The organism is Hyphomonas oceanitis SCH89, assembly GCF_000685295.1.
In the GTDB taxonomy this organism is placed as follows: Bacteria; Pseudomonadota; Alphaproteobacteria; order Caulobacterales; family Hyphomonadaceae; genus Hyphomonas; species Hyphomonas oceanitis.
In genome coordinates this window covers 1-17,546 of record NZ_ARYL01000006.1, presented here as the reverse complement: position 1 = coordinate 17,546, position 17,546 = coordinate 1, and the positions used below count along the sequence as shown (strand labels likewise).

At 62.1% G+C, this 17,546-nt stretch carries 22 protein-coding genes; 13 read left to right on the top strand and 9 right to left on the bottom strand.

The features are described 5' to 3' along the window. Nucleotides 1-92: 92 nt before the first annotated feature. Entirely contained in the window at nucleotides 93-476 is a 384-nt protein-coding gene (locus HOC_RS05530) for a DUF4345 family protein (protein ID WP_035536581.1), read from the top strand. On the opposite strand, the gene HOC_RS05525 is transcribed toward HOC_RS05530, so the two are convergent. Together HOC_RS05525 and HOC_RS05520 are read right to left on the bottom strand one after the other, a co-directional pair. After that, the gene (locus tag HOC_RS05525; RefSeq protein ID WP_035536579.1) at nucleotides 473-1,960 is read right to left on the bottom strand and encodes a glycerol-3-phosphate dehydrogenase; all 1,488 of its coding nucleotides are present in this window, start codon (nucleotides 1,958-1,960) and stop codon (nucleotides 473-475) included. The two genes, HOC_RS05530 and HOC_RS05525, sit on opposite strands and share 4 nt — an antisense overlap. 9 nt (nucleotides 1,961-1,969) lie before the next feature. Further along, nucleotides 1,970-2,599 (bottom strand): J domain-containing protein, encoded by a 630-nt coding sequence (locus HOC_RS05520; RefSeq protein ID WP_035536576.1) that lies wholly within the window; start codon nucleotides 2,597-2,599, stop codon nucleotides 1,970-1,972. A 13-nt stretch (nucleotides 2,600-2,612) separates the two neighbouring features. On the opposite strand from HOC_RS05520, the gene HOC_RS05515 reads away from it, so the two are divergent. Continuing rightward, the gene (locus HOC_RS05515) at nucleotides 2,613-2,903 is read left to right on the top strand and encodes a BolA family protein (RefSeq protein WP_241766910.1); all 291 of its coding nucleotides are present in this window, start codon (nucleotides 2,613-2,615) and stop codon (nucleotides 2,901-2,903) included. A gap of 77 nt (nucleotides 2,904-2,980) precedes the next feature. Beyond that, a complete protein-coding gene (locus HOC_RS05510) occupies nucleotides 2,981-3,325 on the top strand; it encodes a hypothetical protein (RefSeq protein ID WP_156950390.1) in 345 nt (114 codons plus the stop codon). Here HOC_RS05510 and HOC_RS05505 read toward each other — a convergent pair. From HOC_RS05505 to HOC_RS05495, 3 genes are read right to left on the bottom strand one after another with little or no spacing between them, the layout of a single operon-like run. Further along, nucleotides 3,305-4,567, bottom strand: a complete 1,263-nt coding sequence (locus HOC_RS05505; protein ID WP_035536571.1) for an HlyC/CorC family transporter — start codon at nucleotides 4,565-4,567, stop codon at nucleotides 3,305-3,307. The two genes, HOC_RS05510 and HOC_RS05505, sit on opposite strands and share 21 nt — an antisense overlap. A 25-nt stretch (nucleotides 4,568-4,592) precedes the next feature. After that, nucleotides 4,593-5,723, bottom strand: coding sequence for a 3-dehydroquinate synthase (gene aroB, locus HOC_RS05500; RefSeq protein ID WP_035536714.1), 1,131 nt, complete (start codon nucleotides 5,721-5,723; stop codon nucleotides 4,593-4,595). Then, complete coding sequence (locus HOC_RS05495) at nucleotides 5,720-6,292, bottom strand: shikimate kinase (RefSeq protein ID WP_035536570.1); 573 nt, start codon at nucleotides 6,290-6,292, stop codon at nucleotides 5,720-5,722. The genes aroB and HOC_RS05495 overlap by 4 nt, the downstream gene beginning before the upstream one ends. Before the next feature lie 108 nt (nucleotides 6,293-6,400). On the opposite strand from HOC_RS05495, the gene HOC_RS22640 reads away from it, so the two are divergent. Together HOC_RS22640 and HOC_RS05490 are read left to right on the top strand one after the other, a co-directional pair. Beyond that, nucleotides 6,401-6,535 carry a YdgA family protein gene (locus HOC_RS22640; protein WP_162174807.1) on the top strand — a complete coding sequence of 45 codons (135 nt, stop codon included), beginning with the start codon at nucleotides 6,401-6,403 and terminating at the stop codon, nucleotides 6,533-6,535. Beyond that, nucleotides 6,525-8,117 carry a hypothetical protein gene (locus HOC_RS05490; protein ID WP_156950389.1) on the top strand — a complete coding sequence of 531 codons (1,593 nt, stop codon included), beginning with the start codon at nucleotides 6,525-6,527 and terminating at the stop codon, nucleotides 8,115-8,117. Before HOC_RS22640 ends, HOC_RS05490 begins: the two co-directional genes overlap by 11 nt. A 4-nt stretch (nucleotides 8,118-8,121) precedes the next feature. On the opposite strand, the gene cysK is transcribed toward HOC_RS05490, so the two are convergent. Beyond that, complete coding sequence (gene cysK, locus HOC_RS05485) at nucleotides 8,122-9,111, bottom strand: cysteine synthase A (protein ID WP_035536564.1); 990 nt, start codon at nucleotides 9,109-9,111, stop codon at nucleotides 8,122-8,124. An 88-nt stretch (nucleotides 9,112-9,199) separates the two neighbouring features. Here cysK and HOC_RS05480 point away from each other — a divergent pair, with 88 nt between their 5' ends. Both HOC_RS05480 and HOC_RS05475 read left to right on the top strand, forming a co-directional pair. Beyond that, the gene (locus HOC_RS05480; RefSeq protein ID WP_035536562.1) at nucleotides 9,200-10,114 is read left to right on the top strand and encodes a tyrosine recombinase; all 915 of its coding nucleotides are present in this window, start codon (nucleotides 9,200-9,202) and stop codon (nucleotides 10,112-10,114) included. A 71-nt stretch (nucleotides 10,115-10,185) separates the two neighbouring features. Continuing rightward, entirely contained in the window at nucleotides 10,186-10,422 is a 237-nt protein-coding gene (locus HOC_RS05475; RefSeq protein ID WP_035536560.1) for a hypothetical protein, read from the top strand. A gap of 73 nt (nucleotides 10,423-10,495) precedes the next feature. Here the strand turns inward: HOC_RS05475 and HOC_RS21705 are convergent, their stop codons facing one another. Beyond that, nucleotides 10,496-10,669 carry a YqaE/Pmp3 family membrane protein gene (locus HOC_RS21705; protein ID WP_081812161.1) on the bottom strand — a complete coding sequence of 58 codons (174 nt, stop codon included), beginning with the start codon at nucleotides 10,667-10,669 and terminating at the stop codon, nucleotides 10,496-10,498. Nucleotides 10,670-10,780: 111 nt separating this feature from the next. Here HOC_RS21705 and HOC_RS05470 point away from each other — a divergent pair, with 111 nt between their 5' ends. The 4 genes from HOC_RS05470 (at nucleotide 10,781) to HOC_RS05455 (ending at nucleotide 13,331) form a co-directional block, all read left to right on the top strand. Then, nucleotides 10,781-11,836, top strand: coding sequence for an HpcH/HpaI aldolase/citrate lyase family protein (locus HOC_RS05470; protein ID WP_035536558.1), 1,056 nt, complete (start codon nucleotides 10,781-10,783; stop codon nucleotides 11,834-11,836). A gap of 80 nt (nucleotides 11,837-11,916) precedes the next feature. Continuing rightward, nucleotides 11,917-12,339: a hypothetical protein gene (locus HOC_RS05465; protein ID WP_035536556.1), complete on the top strand. Its 423-nt coding sequence runs from the start codon at nucleotides 11,917-11,919 to the stop codon at nucleotides 12,337-12,339. A 33-nt stretch (nucleotides 12,340-12,372) separates the two neighbouring features. Beyond that, nucleotides 12,373-12,801, top strand: a complete 429-nt coding sequence (locus HOC_RS05460) for a nuclear transport factor 2 family protein (RefSeq protein WP_035536554.1) — start codon at nucleotides 12,373-12,375, stop codon at nucleotides 12,799-12,801. Further along, on the top strand, nucleotides 12,798-13,331 hold the full coding sequence (locus tag HOC_RS05455; RefSeq protein ID WP_035536552.1) for a GNAT family N-acetyltransferase: 534 nt from the start codon (nucleotides 12,798-12,800) through the stop codon (nucleotides 13,329-13,331). The genes HOC_RS05460 and HOC_RS05455 overlap by 4 nt, the downstream gene beginning before the upstream one ends. Here HOC_RS05455 and HOC_RS05450 read toward each other — a convergent pair. Continuing rightward, on the bottom strand, nucleotides 13,328-15,082 hold the full coding sequence (locus tag HOC_RS05450; protein WP_051624560.1) for a putative bifunctional diguanylate cyclase/phosphodiesterase: 1,755 nt from the start codon (nucleotides 15,080-15,082) through the stop codon (nucleotides 13,328-13,330). The genes HOC_RS05455 and HOC_RS05450 overlap by 4 nt on opposite strands. 124 nt (nucleotides 15,083-15,206) lie before the next feature. On the opposite strand from HOC_RS05450, the gene hisB reads away from it, so the two are divergent. Further along, the gene (hisB, locus tag HOC_RS05445; protein WP_035536544.1) at nucleotides 15,207-15,803 is read left to right on the top strand and encodes an imidazoleglycerol-phosphate dehydratase HisB; all 597 of its coding nucleotides are present in this window, start codon (nucleotides 15,207-15,209) and stop codon (nucleotides 15,801-15,803) included. On the opposite strand, the gene HOC_RS05440 is transcribed toward hisB, so the two are convergent. After that, nucleotides 15,800-16,774 carry a Coq4 family protein gene (locus HOC_RS05440; RefSeq protein ID WP_035536541.1) on the bottom strand — a complete coding sequence of 325 codons (975 nt, stop codon included), beginning with the start codon at nucleotides 16,772-16,774 and terminating at the stop codon, nucleotides 15,800-15,802. The genes hisB and HOC_RS05440 overlap by 4 nt on opposite strands. 109 nt (nucleotides 16,775-16,883) lie before the next feature. On the opposite strand from HOC_RS05440, the gene hisH reads away from it, so the two are divergent. Then, on the top strand, nucleotides 16,884-17,525 hold the full coding sequence (gene hisH / locus HOC_RS05435; protein ID WP_035536539.1) for an imidazole glycerol phosphate synthase subunit HisH: 642 nt from the start codon (nucleotides 16,884-16,886) through the stop codon (nucleotides 17,523-17,525). Nucleotides 17,526-17,546: the final 21 nt, after the last annotated feature.

Below are 17,546 nucleotides of genomic sequence, written 5' to 3'. Positions count from 1 at the left end.
TGAGGCCCGATAGGGCCTGTACAATTCACGCTGAGGCATGTTCTAAGTTCATCAAACGGGCCATTCAGAAGGGCCCGCGCTGGGAGGCAAACATGATCTGGTTGGCACGGGTGGGCGTTACGCTCGCCGGATTATTTTCACTCGCCATGGGCCTGCTCTTCTGGGCCAGCCCCGAGAAAGCTGGCGCCGTACTAGGCCTTGCCAGCCTTGATCCACTCGGCACCAATTCACTGCGCGCAGACCTTGCCGCCTTCTTCCTGGTGAACTTCATCGCCTGCGCCCTCGCGCTCTTTCGCGGCAAGGCGCACTGGCTCTACGGCTCGGCCCTTGTCTTCGGCCTCGCCGTGTTCGGTCGCTTCATTGGTATTGTTGTCGATGGCCCACCTGCAGGCATCGTCCAGCCGGTCGTGATCGAATTGGTGCTTGTCGCGCTTCTCGTCTTCGGCGCTCGCCAGCTTGGCAAGCCGCGCGTCTAGGCGACAGCTTCTTCGGCGAACCAGTTGGCAAGGCCCGCCTGTTCGGCCTCTGTCAGGTGCAGGCGCAGCTTGCTGCGTCGCCAGAGGATGTCGTCTGCGCTCCTGGCAAACTCGGCGTCGATCAGATAGCGCACTTCGGCCTCGTACAGGCCCCCGCCGAAATGCCGGCCAAGGCTCGCCATGGTCTTGGCGTCGCCGATGACACGGTCCATCCGCGTGCCATAGGCCCGTGCCAGACGCCGTAGCAGGCGCTGCTCCATCCAGGCATTTCGGAGTGAAGCCCCGCGCAGGAAATCCTCGAAATCCGCCTGCGGAATATCGCCGCCCGGCAGGCTCGCTGATTTGGTCCACACCTTTCCCATGCCTGGAAAATCAGGGCCAAGCTCTTTCAGCGCATGCTCGGCGAGTTCCCGGAACGTCGTGATCTTGCCACCAAACACGGAGAGGATCGGTGCGCCACCTTCCCGGTCGCAATTCAGCACATAATCCCGCGTCACCTTGGACGCATTCGCCGCGTGATCATCATAGAGGGGCCGCACACCCGAATAGGTCGCGACCACATCGCTCGGCTTGATCTCGCGCTTGTAATATTCGCTGGCGCCAGCGCAGAGATAATCGATCTCGTCCTGGCTGATCTCAACCTTGTCCTTGTTGGCCTCATAGGGAACGTCGGTCGTGCCGATCAGCGTGAACTCACCGCGCTCATAGGGGATGGCAAACATGATGCGGCCGTCGCCATTCTGGAAAAAATAGGCGTGCTCGCCCTCATGCCAGCGCCGCACGATAATGTGGCTGCCCTTCACGAGTCGCAGATGCGTTTGGTTTGCGCCCGGTTCGGCCAGCCCAAGCACTTCATCCACCCAGCCGCCCGCCGCATTGACCACCGCGCGTGCCATGACCGTTTTCACGCCGTCCCGACCTTTAAGCGTCGCTTCCCAATGGTCGGCATGGCGCACAAGAGCGACACAGGCTGTGCGCGTCAGCACTTCAGCGCCGCGCTCAACCGCATCAACGGCGTTCAGAACAACGAGGCGCGAATCTTCCACCCAGCAATCGGAATATTCGAAAGCCAGCCGGAATTCATCCTTGAGCGGGTCCAGCCGATTCGTTTTCCTCCGCTGCAAGGTCTTTGTCGGCGGCAGCATTTTCCGCCCACCAAGATGGTCATAGATGAAGAGGCCCAGCCGGATCAGCCAGGCGGGCCGCAAATCCTTGTCATAGGGCAGCACGAACCGCATCGGCCAGATGATGTGCGGGGCCGCGCGCAGCAGGATTTCCCGCTCGATCAGCGCCTTGCGCACCAGCGCAAAATCATACTGTTCAAGATAACGCAGCCCACCATGAATCAGCTTCGTGCTTGCCGAGCTTGTATGCGCCGCAAGGTCGTCTTTCTCGCACAGGACAACACTCAGGCCGCGCCCGGCCGCGTCGCGCGCAATGCCAACACCATTAATGCCGCCACCAATGACCAGGAGATCGTGCACCGTCCCGGCCTAGCCCTTCATCAATCCGCCCGCCTTGAGCAGCTTGCCGGCGCGGATCACCCGTTGCAGCTTGTGCTCAGACGACCGGTCGCCCTTGTTCGAATCCGGGTGGAAGCGACGAATGTATTCGGCATAGCGCGCGCGGATTTCCGTCGGCGTGGCACTTGCCTCAAGGTCCAGTTCATTCAGCGCGCGCACTTGCAGCGCCGAGCGACGTCCCGAACCACTGCCGCCACCTTCGGCATTCGCCGTATCATCCACATTGAAGAAGCCCCGGCCGGCCCACGTGCGCGGGTCATGGCTGGTCTTGGCTTTTTTCCCGGCCATCGGGCCAGTGCCGAATTTCCAGGTCCGCTTGTGACCAAACCGTTCCGACCGCGCGAACGAGGCCGCTTCGGCTTCCGACATGCCCTCAAAGAAATTGAAGGCGCGGTTATATTCGGTGATGTGTTGCTGGCAGAAGTATACCTTGCCCTTGCCACCTCGCTTGGGTGCCGGGAAGGCGCCCTCGAGTTCGCATTCGGGATGTTCGCACACGCGGGTCTTGCGGGCACGGGCCTTTGACGTCTCCTCGGCCGGAGGCTTCACCCGTATATCGGTGAACTTTACGCGGTAGCTGAATGGGTCTGAATCTGACATAGCGGGCCATAATATGGAGTCGAAGGTAAATATGCCACAACCAAGTGACAGAACATCGCGGATTCGTGACCTTTTGACAGAGGCTTTTGAGCCTTTGCACCTAAAAATCACTGATGACAGCGCCAGACATGCCGGTCATGCGGGCGCTGCACCCGGCGGAGAGACGCATTTTAACGTCGAAATCACGTCTGCCGCCTTTGAAGGCCTGTCCCGGGTCCAGATCCAGCGCGCCGTCATGATGGTGCTCCAGACCGAATTCGACACAGGTCTACATGCACTCTCCTTACAGGCGAAAATGCCATAATTCATCTTTGTTAACACCTCAGGGAACCGCATTTGGAGTCAATCGTTACATTCTCGAACCGTCGAGGAGTACGGGTGATGTTATTGAAACGAATTGTTCTAGGTACGGCCTTCATCATGGCAGCTGGAATGGCTTCCGCCGAGACACCGCGTGGTGATCTCGACATGCCACTTCTTCACCAGATCCAGGCAACTGTCTGCGCCGGCAGCAGCGAAATCGTGTTTGTTCCGGTATCGACCGACTACGAGTCTTATCGCACGACTTATGCGGTTATTTCGATGAATGACCCTGACCCTGACTCGGCCAGCATCGTCTCTGAACGCGAAAAGATGTGGCTGAACGTCAATGGCTGCAACGAACTGAACAATGATCCGATCTATGCCTCGGACGATTCAGCTGACTCAGCCGGTTTCAATTTCTGATATATTAAGTCCCGTCACCTGATTCCGCTGACGTCTCAATATATTGAATTTATAGCCGTGGAAGACAAAGCTCTGTCCCGGTTCGGGGATTGTCTGCGCCTCGTGAATGACGAGTCCGGCAACAGTCACAGCCTCTTCATCCGGCAGGTCCCAGCCTGTCGCCCGGTTCAGATCGCGGATCGGCACCCAGCCATCGACATTCACCGTGCCATCTGGCTGCGGACGCACGCCCTGCACCGCAACATCATGCTCGTCATGGATCGACCCGACGATTTCCTCCAGAATATCCTCAAGCGTGATCAGGCCCTGCAGCTCGCCATACTCGTCGACAACCAGCGCGAAATGGCTGCGTTTTGACAGGAAAAGGTCCAGCTGGTCCTGCACGGGCGTCGTTTCCGGCACGAACCATGGCTTGCGAAGAATGCTTTCCAGGTCGAGCGAGGAGAGGTCCCCGCCCAGCGGCAGCGCAGCCCGCAACAGGTCTTTCGCGTGCAGAATGCCAACAATCTCTTCTTTTTCACCGCGATAAAGCGGCAGTCGCGTATGCGGGCTCGCCAGTGCCTTCATGACAATCTGGCGCGGCTCCATGTCGGCATTCAGCATCTTGATGTTGCGCCGGTGGATCATCACGTCCTCGACCGTCAAATCCTTCAGGTCCAGCGCGCCAACGAGACGCAGCCGGTCCGCCGCATTCACAGCCCCCTCAGAGGCATGCAGGTCGATAGCGCCCCGGATTTCCTCTTCGGCTGACAGCGCATCGGCCGGCGTTGCGAGACCGAGGATCTTCAGCGTCGTCATCACGATCAACTGGATCAGCTGCACGATCCACGACACCGCCAGCACAAGAATGCCGATCGGGCGCGCCACAGCCATCGCCATCGAATCAGTCCGGGTGATGGCATAAGTCTTTGGCAGCACCTCGGAAAAGACCAGCACGAGCACCGTCATCACGCCGGTAGCGGCAACCAGCGCCAGGCCACCCTGCCCGAAAAGCAACGTAAACAGCGATGTCGCCAGCACAGAGGCGAGAATATTGACGAGGTTATTGCCCAGCAGGATCGAGCCGATCAGGCGCTCCCGGTCGGCGATCAGCCGGTTCACCGCCGCTGCGCGCTTGTCACCCTCTTTCTCAAGCTGGTGCATGCGTGCACGCGATGCCGCCGTCAGCGCCGTTTCCGAACCGGAAAAGAAGCCCGACATGCCAAGCAGAACCACAATGGCAAGAATATATCCGATAATCATAATGTCACGAGCAGGAAGCTATTCCTCACGCCTTTTCCAGTTCCCCCGCCAGGAAGGCGGCAACAGACGCGAGATCCGCGTTCGGGTGAATATAGGATTGTCCGATGCCGCGCGCCAGAATTAGTGGAACGCGCCCGCCCCGGGCCTTTTTGTCCTGCTGCATCAGATCGGCAAGCTGGCTGGCCTCATAGGGCCCGCCGGGCATATGCGCCAATTCGACAGGCAGGCCGGATGCGCCAATCACGCGGGCCACTTTCGCCGCAACATCTGGCGCCGTAATGCCCTCGGCCGCGCCATAACGGAACGCCAGAACCATCCCCAGCGCCACCGCCTCGCCATGCAATACGTCAGGCCGGTATTCATTTGCGGCTTCAACCGCATGGCCAAATGTATGGCCAAGGTTCAGCAGCGCCCGAACGCCGCCCTCGGTCTCGTCCTCGGCAACAATCGCCGCCTTGGCCCGGCACGAGGTCGCGACAGCCTGCTGGATCGCGTCCGGCTTCAGTGCCAGCACATCCTCGCCATTGCCTTCCAGCCAGTCAAAAAAGGCCGGATCATTGATCAGCCCGTATTTCAGCACTTCGGCATAGCCCGCGCGCAATTCCCGCGCCGGAAGGCTCGCCAACAAGGCCGTATCGGCAATCACCAGACGCGGCTGGTAAAACGCGCCAATCATGTTCTTGCCGCGCGGCGTGTTTACCGCCGTCTTGCCGCCCACCGAACTGTCCACTTGCGACAGCAGGGTCGTCGGCACCTGCACAAAACCCATGCCGCGCTTCATCAGGCTGGCCGCAAGCCCGGCAATATCGCCGATGACGCCGCCGCCGAAGGCCACCAGCACATCGCTGCGATCCGCGCCCGTGCTCAGCAGCCAGTCGAGGATATGCTCAAGGTTCGAGAAGGATTTCGACCGCTCACCCGGCACCAGCGACAGCACATGCGAGCGGATGCCCACAGGCTTCAGCGCCGCCTCCAGCGCGCCCATATGCAGGTTCGACACGGTCTCATCCGTCAATACGAACACGCGCGGTTGCTTCAGGATCGGCGTCAGCCGGGCACCAAGCATGGACAGCGCACCATGGCCCACCACGATGTCATAGCTGCGCGCGCCAAGGCTGACGCGAACGATTTCCGCAGCTGGAAGTGTCTCGCTCATGCCGGTTTCCATGTTTTCAGGGCCTTCAGGATAGCATTCACCGTCGAGCCATGCGGCCCCTCCTTGCTGTGGACGACCAGATCGGCCTGCGCATAGATCGGCTCACGCTCTGTGAACAGGTTCTGCAGCACAGCCTTGGCATCCGGGCGCTTCAGCAGGGGCCGCGTATTCTTCTTCTGCACCCGGCGCCACAGCGTTTCGAGGTCGGCATTCAGCCAGATCGTCACGGCCTTCTCACGCAACAGCGCCCGCGTCTCTTCATTCATATAGGCGCCGCCGCCGGTCGCCAGCACATGCGGCGCCTCGCCCAGCAGGCGTTCCAGCACTTTCTGCTCGCCCCGGCGAAAGTCAGCCTCGCCATGCATCGCGAAGATATCGGCCACGGAGAGGCCCGCAGCCTTCTCTATCTCATGGTCGCTATCAAAGAACTGGCGCCCCAACTTCTCGGCCAGCCGCCGTCCAACGGTCGATTTGCCCGCCCCCATCAGGCCCACAAGCGCAATCGTCCGGGACTCATAGGCAGGCACCGGATCAGATATTTGTGCAGGACTGTCGCTATCAGCGGGCATTGCAGGCTTTCATTCACTATTCAGGACAATTCCTATAGAGACGAGACAGTGTGAGCAATCGGTCAACGGCCGATGCCAAAGTGAATCAGGCCCTGGGGTGTAAAACTTATGCGCAAATATCTTATCATTCTCGGCATTCTGGTCGTTCTGGGCCTTGTCGGCATCTGGTGGCTCGGCACGCAGGCCGAAAAGAACAAGCCGACCGATGGCGAAGTGCGCATGGAGGTAGAGGGTGTCCTCTAAGGTATTGCCGGCGCTTTTCGCCGGCGCCGCACTCTTCTGCCTGTCTGCAAGCGCGCAGTTCGAGGAATCCGGCCTCGCCATGGTCGATCCCTGGGGCATGGGCTTCCTTGAAGCGGGCGAACCGGCCCTGCCTGCCTCCCTCTGGAAGGCTTCCGACACATCCACCCTGCTGCCCATGATGCAGGATGTGCGCACGCAAGGCCTGACGCCCGGCGAGCGCACCCTGATGCGCCGCATGGCGCTTTCGCCTGCCAATGCGCCGCAAGGCACCGAATCGCCTGCGCTCCTGGCTGAACGCGCGCGCATCATGTTCGAGCTCGGCGAAGCCCGCGCTACCGCCGCCCTCATGGCGCGCCTCGACACGCCGCCGCCCGGCATGGACAGCGACGAGATCGCCACCGACCTTAACCTTGCCCTCGGCAACGAAGCGCAGGCCTGCAGCACCGACAGTGGCAAGCCCCGCGACGGCGCCTATTGGGCCATGCTGCGCGCCGTCTGCGCCGCGCTGCGTGACAACACGGCCGGCGCTGAACTCGCCATCGAGATGGCGACCAGCCAGGGTGTCGACGACAAATGGCTCACCTCCGCCGTCTTCGCCGCCTCAGGCGACCTGCCGAACCCACCCGAAGCCCGCTACGATAGCGGCATTGCGCTCGCCATTTCCTCGAAGGCCGGGCTCACGCCACCTGACAAACCTCTCTCCACCACACGGCCAGACCTTGCCGCCGCCATGGTCGCCCGCCCCGGTCTTCCTGCGCCCGTGCGCGCCGAAGCCGCTGCAATTGCCGCCGAAGCCGGCCTCATCGACACATCCGACTGGCGCAAAGTGCTCGATACACTCTTTGCGGAGCCTGATTTCGAACCGAAATCAAAGCTCGAAATGGCCATCGCAACCGTGCGCAATACCGAGATGCCCGAAGACGGCCGTGCCGATGCCGTCGCCACCGCGCTGACCGAAGCCACGGCCAACCCAGCCCGTTTTGCCGCGGTCTCGAAAGTCCTCCTGCCCGAGATTCAGGCCCTCAGCCTCACCAAAGAGACCGCGAAGCACGCCAACCTCTTCGCCCATGCCAGTATCGCCGCCCGCGATTTCGAAGGCGCCACCCTCTGGACTCTTGTGCCCGACATTGACGGCGCCCCGGAAACCCGCGCCGTCGACTTCGCCATGATCGACGCCCTTGGCGTTCTGGCCGGCAATGGCGACGCGCAGGAAATTGGCACCCGCCTCGTGACAGAATCCACCTCAAAGGCCGACCGCAAAGCCGCCGCCCGCCTCTTCGCCCTCTGGACAATGGCCGATATCACGCCCCCGCCCTCTGCCCGCGCCCTGATGGCGTCAGACAGTGAAGCCCCCGGCAAGACCGACAAGCCCGGCGCCGTCGTCGCGATTCTCGCTGCCGCAGAAGCCGGCGCCGCAGGCGAAGCCATCCTCGGCACCGTCGCCCTGACAGGCGGCGACCCGTCGGAACTCGATGTCGCTGATCTCACCCTGATGGGCCGCGCCCTCGTTGCCATTGGCGCGCAGGATGCCGCCTCTGAACTCGCGCTCGAGGCAACAGGCTACTGGAAAGCCGGGAAATAGGCCCCTATCCGCCAAGGCCTTCAAACAGGAGGGTCGAGACATAACGCTCCGCGAAGGACGGGATGATCACCACGATCGTCTTGCCAACCATGTCGGCCCGCTTGGCCACTTCCAGCCCGGCCGTCAGCGCCGCGCCGGATGAAATGCCGACCGGGATGCCTTCTGTCCGCGCCACGCGCCGCGCCGTCGCGATCGCATCCTCATTCGAGACTTTCACGATCCCGTCGATCAGGCTCGTATCCATATTGCCCGGAATGAACCCGGCTCCGATGCCCTGAATCACATGCGGACCCGGTTCGCCGCCTGACATGACAGGGCTCGCTTCCGGCTCCACCGCAAACATCTTCACGCTCGGCTTCTTCGCTTTCAGCACACGCGCATTGCCCGTGAACGTGCCGCCCGTGCCAACTCCGGCAATCACGGCATCGACCGCACCGCCCGTATCGCGCCAGATCTCTTCAGCTGTTGTCGCCTCATGGATCGCGGGATTGGCCGGATTGTCGAACTGGCTCGGCATCACCGAACCCGGAATCTGCTCCAGCAATTCATGCGCCTTCTCGAACGTACCCTTGATGCCCTTCTCCTTGGGTGTGAGATGGAGTTCAGCGCCAAGGATCGCCAGCATCTTGCGGCGTTCGATCGACATGGATTCCGGCATGGTGAGGATCAGGCGATAGCCACGCGCTGCCGCCACCATGGCCAGGCCAATGCCCGTATTGCCCGACGTCGGCTCAATCAGCACTGCGCCCGGGCCGATAATCCCGTCCTTCTCCATCTGCGTGATCATGCCCACGGCGATACGGTCTTTCACACTGGCCAGCGGGTTGAAGAATTCGAGCTTCAGCAGGAGGGTGCTTTTCAGCCCCTCTTCTTCAGACAGACGCGGTACACGCACGATCGGCGTATTGCCCACCGTTTCCAGGATCGAGCCATAAATCCGGCCGCGCCCCGGCGCGTCCAGTGCGAGTCCATTATAATCGATCGTCCCACCCATCATTATCTCCTGTTCTTGTGCGCGCCTGCCCGGCTGACCGTCGGACGGCATAGAGGCGTCATTAACACAGGCGCTCTATTCTTGTCCCATGTCAGACCGCGACCGTATCGAAGCCTTCCTCGAAATGATGAGCGCCGAACGCGGCGCAGCGGCCAACACGCTGGACGCCTATGCGCGCGATCTCAGCGACGCATCCGAATTCTGCGGCGGCCAGCTCACCACCGCCTCGGGCCAGGACCTCGCCGCCTGGCAGGCTGACCTTTCGGCGCGCGGCATGGCCGCCTCCACTTCCGCCCGCAAACTCTCCGCCGCCCGGCGCTTTTTTCGCTTCCTCTTCGAGGAAGGCGACCGCAAGGACGACCCGACCGCCAAGATCGATGGCCCCAAGACGACACGCGACGTGCCCGATGTCCTCTCCCGTGAGGAACTGAAGCGTCTGATCGACGCCTGCGGTGAAGACCTCCGGCTCAAATGCCTCGTCGAGCTGCTCTATGGCGCGGGCCTGCGCGCCTCCGAACTCGTCTCGCTCACCCTTGGCAGCCTGCCCCGCCGCAAGGGCACGCGCTGGGTGACGCAAGACATCATCATTCGCGGCAAGGGCGGCAAGGAACGCCTCTGCCCGCTAGGTGGCCCGGCCCTGCTGGCGCTATCGGAATGGCTCGCCGTGCGTGAAGGCAGCCTCCCCGAAGGCAGCCTTGCCCGAGGCCGCGCCGAGCCTTTCCTCTTCCCGTCGCGCGGCAAGGAGGGCCATCTCACCCGCCGCCGCCTCGGCCAGTTGCTCGATGATCTCGCCCTTGCCGCAGGCATCAACGCAGCCAAAGTCCACCCCCACGCCCTGCGCCACGCCTACGCGACCCACCTCCTGCAGGGCGGCGCAGACCTGCGCAGTGTGCAAACCCTGCTCGGCCATGCAGACATCGCGACGACCCAGATCTACACCCACGTCCTTACCGATGAGCTCGCCGAATTGCTCGAAACCAGCCATCCGCTCGCGCGGCGCTGACCATCCTGATAAAATCCATTGCGATTCCCCCACGCCGCGCCAATATCTGTCGAAATAACCGGAGTCCGATCATGAACCGCTTCTTCAAAGCCCTTGTGCCCACCATCCTCCTCGCCGAACTGGCCGTGATTACGTCAGCGACGGCCGTCTGGGCGCTCATGTCGGAACTTCATGCGGGCAAATACTTGATCATGGGTGCTGAAGTGGTGGACATGGTCGGCGCGGCCTTCCTCGCCGCCGTTATCTTCCGCCTCGCATGGCGTGCCGAAGGCCGCATGAACGCGGAAGTGCCGGTCACCACTGAGTAGGCTTCAAGCCTCTCGCACATGAAAAAGCCCGCCTGCATCGCTGCAAGCGGGCTTTTTATTGAAATCTATCGGATTAGGCGACAGCCGAACCTTCACGCGAGTTGACCCAGAAAGCGTGGATCACGCCGGGCAACCAGCCGATCAACGTCAGCACGATATTGATCAGGAACTGCACGCCGATACCCTGCTTCACCGCCACTGCGACCGGCGGCAGGAAGATGGTTAAGAGGATCATCACGAGGGACATTGGCATTTCCTTTTGTTTGTGTTCACGCAATCAATGGCCGAGGTGCGGCTTTGTTCCGGTTTGACGCGTCGCAGCATCGGCCTTAGGCATCGGTCGCCTGAGGAGACGATCATGAGCCAGAAAACACCGCGCAACTTTTTCAAGCCACTCGCCATTGGCGCCCCCGAACCCTTGCGGGACCTGCCCGTAAAGATCGAGCGGATGATCCATTTCGTCCCGCCCCACCTCGACAAGGTGCGCGCCAAGGTGCCGGACATGGCGCCCAAGGTCGACGTTATCCTCGCCAACCTTGAAGACGCCATCCCCGCTGATGCCAAGGATGCCGCCCGCGCCGGCGCCATCGAGATGGCCAACATGTATGACTGGCAAGGCAAGGGCACGGGATTCTGGAGCCGCGTGAATCCCCTGAACTCCCCCTGGTTCCAGGATGATGTTTCCGAACTCGTCCTCAAGGCTGGCCACCAGCTCGATGTCATCATGCTGCCCAAGGTCGAAGGCCCATGGGACATCCATTTCGCTGACCAATATGTCGCCCAGCTCGAAGCCAAGGCCGGTCTCACCCGCCCCATCCTCTTCCACGCCATTCTCGAAACCGCGCAGGGCATGTCGCTTGTCGAGGAAATCGCCCTCGCCAGCCCGCGCATGCAGGGCATCAGCCTCGGCCCGGCAGACCTTGCCGCCGACCGCAAGATGAAGACCACCCGCGTCGGCGGCGGCCATCCCTTCTACCGCGTGCTTGAAGACCCGCACGCTGATGGCAGCGCCCGCGCCAGCGTCCAGCAGGACCTCTGGCACTACACAATCGCCCGCATGGTCGACGCCTGCCGCATGGCTGGCATCAATGCCTTCTACGGCCCGTTCGGCGATATTTCCGATGGCGACGCCTGCGAGCAGCAGTTCCGCAACGCCTTCCTCCTCGGTTGCGCCGGCGCGTGGAGCCTCCACCCGAACCAGATCGACATCGCCAAGCGCGTGTTCAGCCCCGATCCGGACGAGGTCAAATTCGCCCGCCGCATCCTCGAAGCCATGCCCGACGGTACAGGCGTCGCCATGCTCGACGGCAAGATGCAGGACGACGCGACCTGGAAACAGGCCAAGGTCATCGCCGACCTTGCGGATCTCGTCGCCACCAAGGACCCGGAACGCGCAGCCGCCTATAACGATTGATTTCCGGCTTTTGCGCTGCGCCAGCCGTGCTAGGCTGGTGCAGCGGGATTCTCCCGTAAGTCCTCGGGAGGGACACGCGCATGAAATCCATAATCGCCGCATCGCTCGCATTCGCCGCCATCGCGCTGCCTGCCATCGCTGACGAGGTCTGGTCCACGCCCGTAGGCGACGTGATCTACGAAGACGACCTGACAACCGGCGAGGCCGTCCTCTCCTTCCCCACCGGCGACCCCGAAATCCGCAGCATGGCCTATTTCACCGGCATGGCCGGCGTCTTCACGGGCCGCACCTATTTCGAAGGCGTCTGGACCGAATCGGAAGTCGGCGATGCCTGCTCCGTGGCCATTGCCGACCCCAGGACCGGCGAGCCACGCCATAATTGGGGCCGCATCCACATCGTCTTCACAGAGCCCGATTTTCCCGGCGGCTGGGTCGCCATGCGCGGCAGCTGTTTCGACACGCCCGACCAATTCCTTGTGGGCAAGCCGGTGACCGCGCAATAGGCTGCGCCTTATAAACGCCGCAGGAGGAAACACATGGCAGAACATCTCGTCCCCACCAAAGGCTACACGCTCTATCTCCAGCGCTGGTTCGACTGGATGGACGGCGACCATTCCGCCGCAGGCCTCTCCGGCCAGCTCGCTGAACATGTCGTGTTCCGCAGCCCGGTCGTCCACACCCCGCAGGAAGGCAAGGCCATCACCATGTCCTACCTGCTCGCCGCAGGCGAAACCCTTGGCGGCGACACGTTCCGCTACACCCGCGTCTTCGATTGCAATGACAAGGCCGTACTCGAGTTCGAATGCGTCATGGACGGTATCAACGTCAACGGCGTCGACATGATCGAATGGGATGACCAGGGCAAGATCACCGACTTCAAGGTCATGGTCCGTCCCCTGAAGGCCATCCAGACCGTGCATGCTGCGATGGGCGCCATGCTCGCGAAGATGAAAGCAGGTGCATGATCACTGAGCCGCCCACGCTCATCACCGAGCGTCTTGTCCTCCGCGCCCAGCAGGCAAGTGATTTCGACGAATGCGTCGCCATGTGGAACGACGCCGAAGTTGTTCGCCATATTGGCGGCACAACACGCCCGGCGCAGGACGTCTGGTTCACCCTCGCCCGTTCGCGCGGCATGTGGCCCCTGCTCGGCTACGGCTTCTGGATTGTCGAAGAAAGAGCGACCGGCACATTTCTCGGTGAAGCCGGATTTGCTGACTTCAAGCGCGGCATGACGCCCGACATGTCGGCCATGCCGGAAGCCGGATGGGCCTTCAACCGTGCCTCCTGGGGCAAGGGATATGGCAGCGAGGCGGTCGGCGCGATCCATGACTGGCTGGATGAATTCCGACCCGGCCCGGCCGGCTGCATCATCGACGATGGCAATCTCGCCTCGCGGCGTGTCGCGGGAAAATGCGGCTATGAATTCTGGTGCGAGGCGCTCTACCGCGACCATCCCATCAATGTTTTCCGCCGCGAAGGCCCGGCCACCTAGCTGACCTTGCGGGTATCCAGCGGCTGCGGATTGGCCCGGAACGCCCGCAGGAAATCAAGGAATGCCCCGTGTGGCAGGCCGGGACTATAAAGGAAGCCCTGCCCCATCGTGCAGCCGCGACGGCGCAGGAAATCTGCCTGCCGCTCGGTTTCCACACCTTCTGCCACCGTCTGCAGGCCGAGCGTCTCGGCCATGGCAAGGATCATTTCCACAATCGCAGGCGCCTGCTTGTCGCCTTCAAGTGCCGACACGAACTGGCGGTCGATCTTGAACACGTCGAACGGCAATTGCGTCAGCATCGAGAGGTTCGAGTGGCCGGTGCCGAAATCGTCGATCGCCAGCTTCATGCCCATCATGCGCAGCGGCCCCATCACCTCGGCCACCTTGGCGGGGCTCTCCACGGCCATGCTCTCGGTAATCTCCAGCTCCAGCCGGTTCGGGTGCAGGCCCGTGCGCTTCAGCACATCCATAACCGTATCCGTCAAATTGCCGCGCTCGAACTGGCGCGGCGACACGTTGACGGCAACTGAAACATCCAGCCCTTCCTTCATCCACACACGAGCAGACTGACAGGCGGCTTCGAGTATCTGTTCGCCAATCTGGCTTATCAAACCCGTTTCCTCCGCCAGCGGAATGAACGCCGCCGGGGAAATGATTTTTCCATTGTGACGCCGCCACCGCGCCAGCGCCTCGGCGCCGACAACCTTGCCGGTCTTGAAATCGACCTTGGGCTGGAACACCGCCTTGAACTCGCGATTGGCGACCGCCTCGCGCAGCTCGTCCTCCAGCTTGTACTTGCCGCGCGCCACCCGCGTCAGGCGCGGCGTGAAGAAACGGAAGCCGGACGTCGCCTCTTCGCGCACAAGGCGCAGCGCCAGTTCGGCATGCCGGAACAGTTTCTGCGCACTGTCGGCATCCTCGGGCGCCATCACGATGCCGCCGGAAATGCCAAGGCTCACCGTCTGGCCATTCAGCTCGAAAGGCGCCGCAAAGGCCTGGCGTATGGCCCGGGCAATCGTTGCCACATGTTCGCGGCTGCCGGCCGTCGGCATGTAAACCGCAAACTCATCCGCCTGCAGCGCAGCGAGTGTCGCATCGCGCAGAGCAGCGCCAGCGGGCCCGGCGATACCGGCCAGTTCGTCCTTAAGGCGCTGACCGGCCTGCGCCAGCAGCGCTTCGCTCGCGTAGGAGCCCAATTGTTCCGAGGCCCGGCTGAACCGGTCGAGATCGAGCACGATCAGCGCGGCCGGCGCCTCGAAGCTCGCCTGCGGCAATGTCTCGGAAATCGCCTTGTCGATCGCGATCATGTTGGCGAGGCCCGTGCGCGGATCGATGAAGGCCGTCTCGCGCAGGAGCGCATTCTCGCGGCGCAGCTTGCTCACCGTGCGCGTCACACCGGCGCGCAACCGGCGCAGCTCGGCAAACTGCATGCTCTCCAGGTCTGTCGCCCCGTCGGCGCGCGCGTCCATGAGAAAGTCATTGAACCGCTCAAGCGAGTTGCGAAACTTGGAGGCCGCCAGATAGGCCGATCCCGCCGCGCCCGCGAGGGCCACAATGATCTCGACAACCAGCACGACCGGCGGGTTTGGCAGGTCCGAAATGTGGACGCCGAGGAAGATCGCGCGATAGGTCAGCTCGATCACCAGAAGCATGAAAAAGATCGCCAGCGCCATGCCCACGGCGGCCAGACTCGCAAAGGCGGGAATGGTCATCGTGCCGAACAGCCGGCTGAGGAATCTCTTCTTCTTCAAGCGCCGAATCGCCTTCTTGCGTCCAGGTGGAACCGGTACAAATCGGACATTCTGTGAATATGTTTAGAAATCAGTGAACAAAGTGCGCTAGCTGTCGTGTTTACAGCGCACTATATGGTTCCTCATGATTAAGCACCGCACCGCCACCGTCGACCGCAAGACCAAGGAAACCGATATTTCGGTCACCCTCGACCTTGATGGCACCGGCCAATCCGATATCGACACCGGTATCGGCTTCTTCGATCACATGCTGGAAAGCTTTTCCAAGCATTCGGCCATCGACCTGACGGTCCGCTGCAAGGGCGACCTGCACATCGACATGCACCATTCCGTCGAGGATACGGGCATCGTCATCGGCCAGGCCATCCTGAAGGCGCTCGGCGACTTTGCCGGCATCACGCGCTTTGGCCACGCCTATATCCCGATGGACGAGACGCTGAGCCGTGCCAGTCTCGATCTCTGCAAGCGCCCCTATTTGATCTGGAAGGTCAATTTCGCCCGCGACAAGGTCGGCGACATGGATACCGAACTGTTCAAGGAATTCTTCCACGCGCTCTCGGGCAATGGCGGCATGTGCCTCCATGTCGAGAATCTCTACGGCGAGAACAGCCACCACATTATCGAGAGCTGTTACAAGGCGACCGCCCGCGCATTGCGGACGGCCATTGCAGTGGATGCCAAGCTTGACGGCAAGCCGGCCTCGACAAAGGGCAGCCTCTAGGCGGCTGCCTGCGCCATTTCGACAAGGTTCGCCGGGTAAGGCCGCTCATAGGCGGTAATGCCGAACTGCGCCCGCACCTCTTCCAGCGTGCCCGTCCACACCGATTCCCAGTCGATCGTGATCATCGGCGGCGTATGGCGCCCGTGCACCCAGGCGCTGGTGATCGTGTCCATCAGGATCGGATAGCCAAAACCCGGCCCCTGCGCCGCAATCGTCGCCGTCACGGCCAGGAACTGCGCCGAATAATTGTGCCCGAACTGCGACATCTGGAACGCCGAGATCGCCACTTCATGCAGCGAAGTCGTCTCGTAGCCGCCGACCAGATGCCACAGGTCATGCGCCTGCAGCATGCGCGTATTCAGGTAATCCAGTGGCGACGGCAATTTTGAGAGGCCAATCGCATCCCGGTCGAGCACTTCCAGGTCGAAGGAATTGTCCACGATCACGTGATAGAACAGGCGTCCCACCGAATTCTCCGGGCAGGCGCCGAGTTCTTCAAGATCGAGGCGACGCGGCAGCGGCCATTTGGACACCTCTTCGACGCCTTCATAGGTGAACGACATCCGCACAACGCGGTCCACGAATTCGGGGGTATGCTCGCCGCCAAGATCCGCGGTTCGCTGCGTCACCGACAGGGCGTCCAGCTTGCCCGCCACACCGTCTTCCACGATGCCCCAATACGTATCCCACAGGCCGGCCGGCGCGCTCAGCGGCGGCTCGTCCAGTGTCGGGATCGGCGCGGCCCCGACAGGTTCACCGATCCAGCCCTCTGCCAGCGCATCATAGATCTCGCCAACGCGGTCAGGCGCGAGGAAGGCAACATGGGCGAGGCGCGCCGCCAGTGTCATGCGAAGCGCTTCGCTCGCCTCGCCATTTGCCGCCTTGGCCTCGGCCGCAAGAGCCCTGACTTCGCTTGCCTCTGGCAGCGTGTTCAGTTCGCGCTCGAACAGTTTCCTGTGGGCGTCGGTCATTTGGGTCTCCTCCGGTAACTCTATTGGAATAGAGTTACCATCCGCTCGCAAGGAAATTCAAGTGAATCTTCTCTTCCGCATTACGTGTCGTGGCGGTAAGAGCGGCCACATGAACCTCGTCGCCCTCATCGATTACGGCTCCGGCAATGTCCATTCAGCCGCCGGCGCGCTGAAGGAAGCCGCCCGCCGCGCCGACCTCGCCATCGAGGTCACGACAACCGCCGACCCTGAAATCATTGCCAAAGCTGCCCGCGTGATCCTGCCCGGCGTCGGCCATTACGCCGATTGCGCAGCGAATCTCCACGCGCGCCCCGGTCTCGTCGAGGCCCTGGAATCCGCTGTCCTCAAGCACAAGAAGCCCTTCCTCGGCATCTGTGTCGGCATGCAGCTGCTGGCTGATTTCGGCCTCGAAGACGGCGAAACACGCGGCCTCGGCTGGATCCATGGCGTGGTCGACCGCATAGAGCCCGGCCCCGGCCATGCGATCCCGCATGTCGGCTGGAACGAGCTCCACATGCCCAACAGCCATCCCCTGCTCGAAGGCCTCGGCCCCGCGCCGCACGCCTATTTCACCCATTCCTACAAGATCAGCCCCGAAGACCCCGCCCATGTCGCCGCGACGACAGACTATGGCGTGCCCTTCACCAGCGCCGTCGCCTCGGGCAACATCTTCGGCACCCAGTTCCACCCCGAAATGAGCCAGCGCGTCGGCCTCCAGCTGCTTGCCAACTTCCTTCAATGGGCGCCATGAGCCCTTATCCTCCCCCGCTGG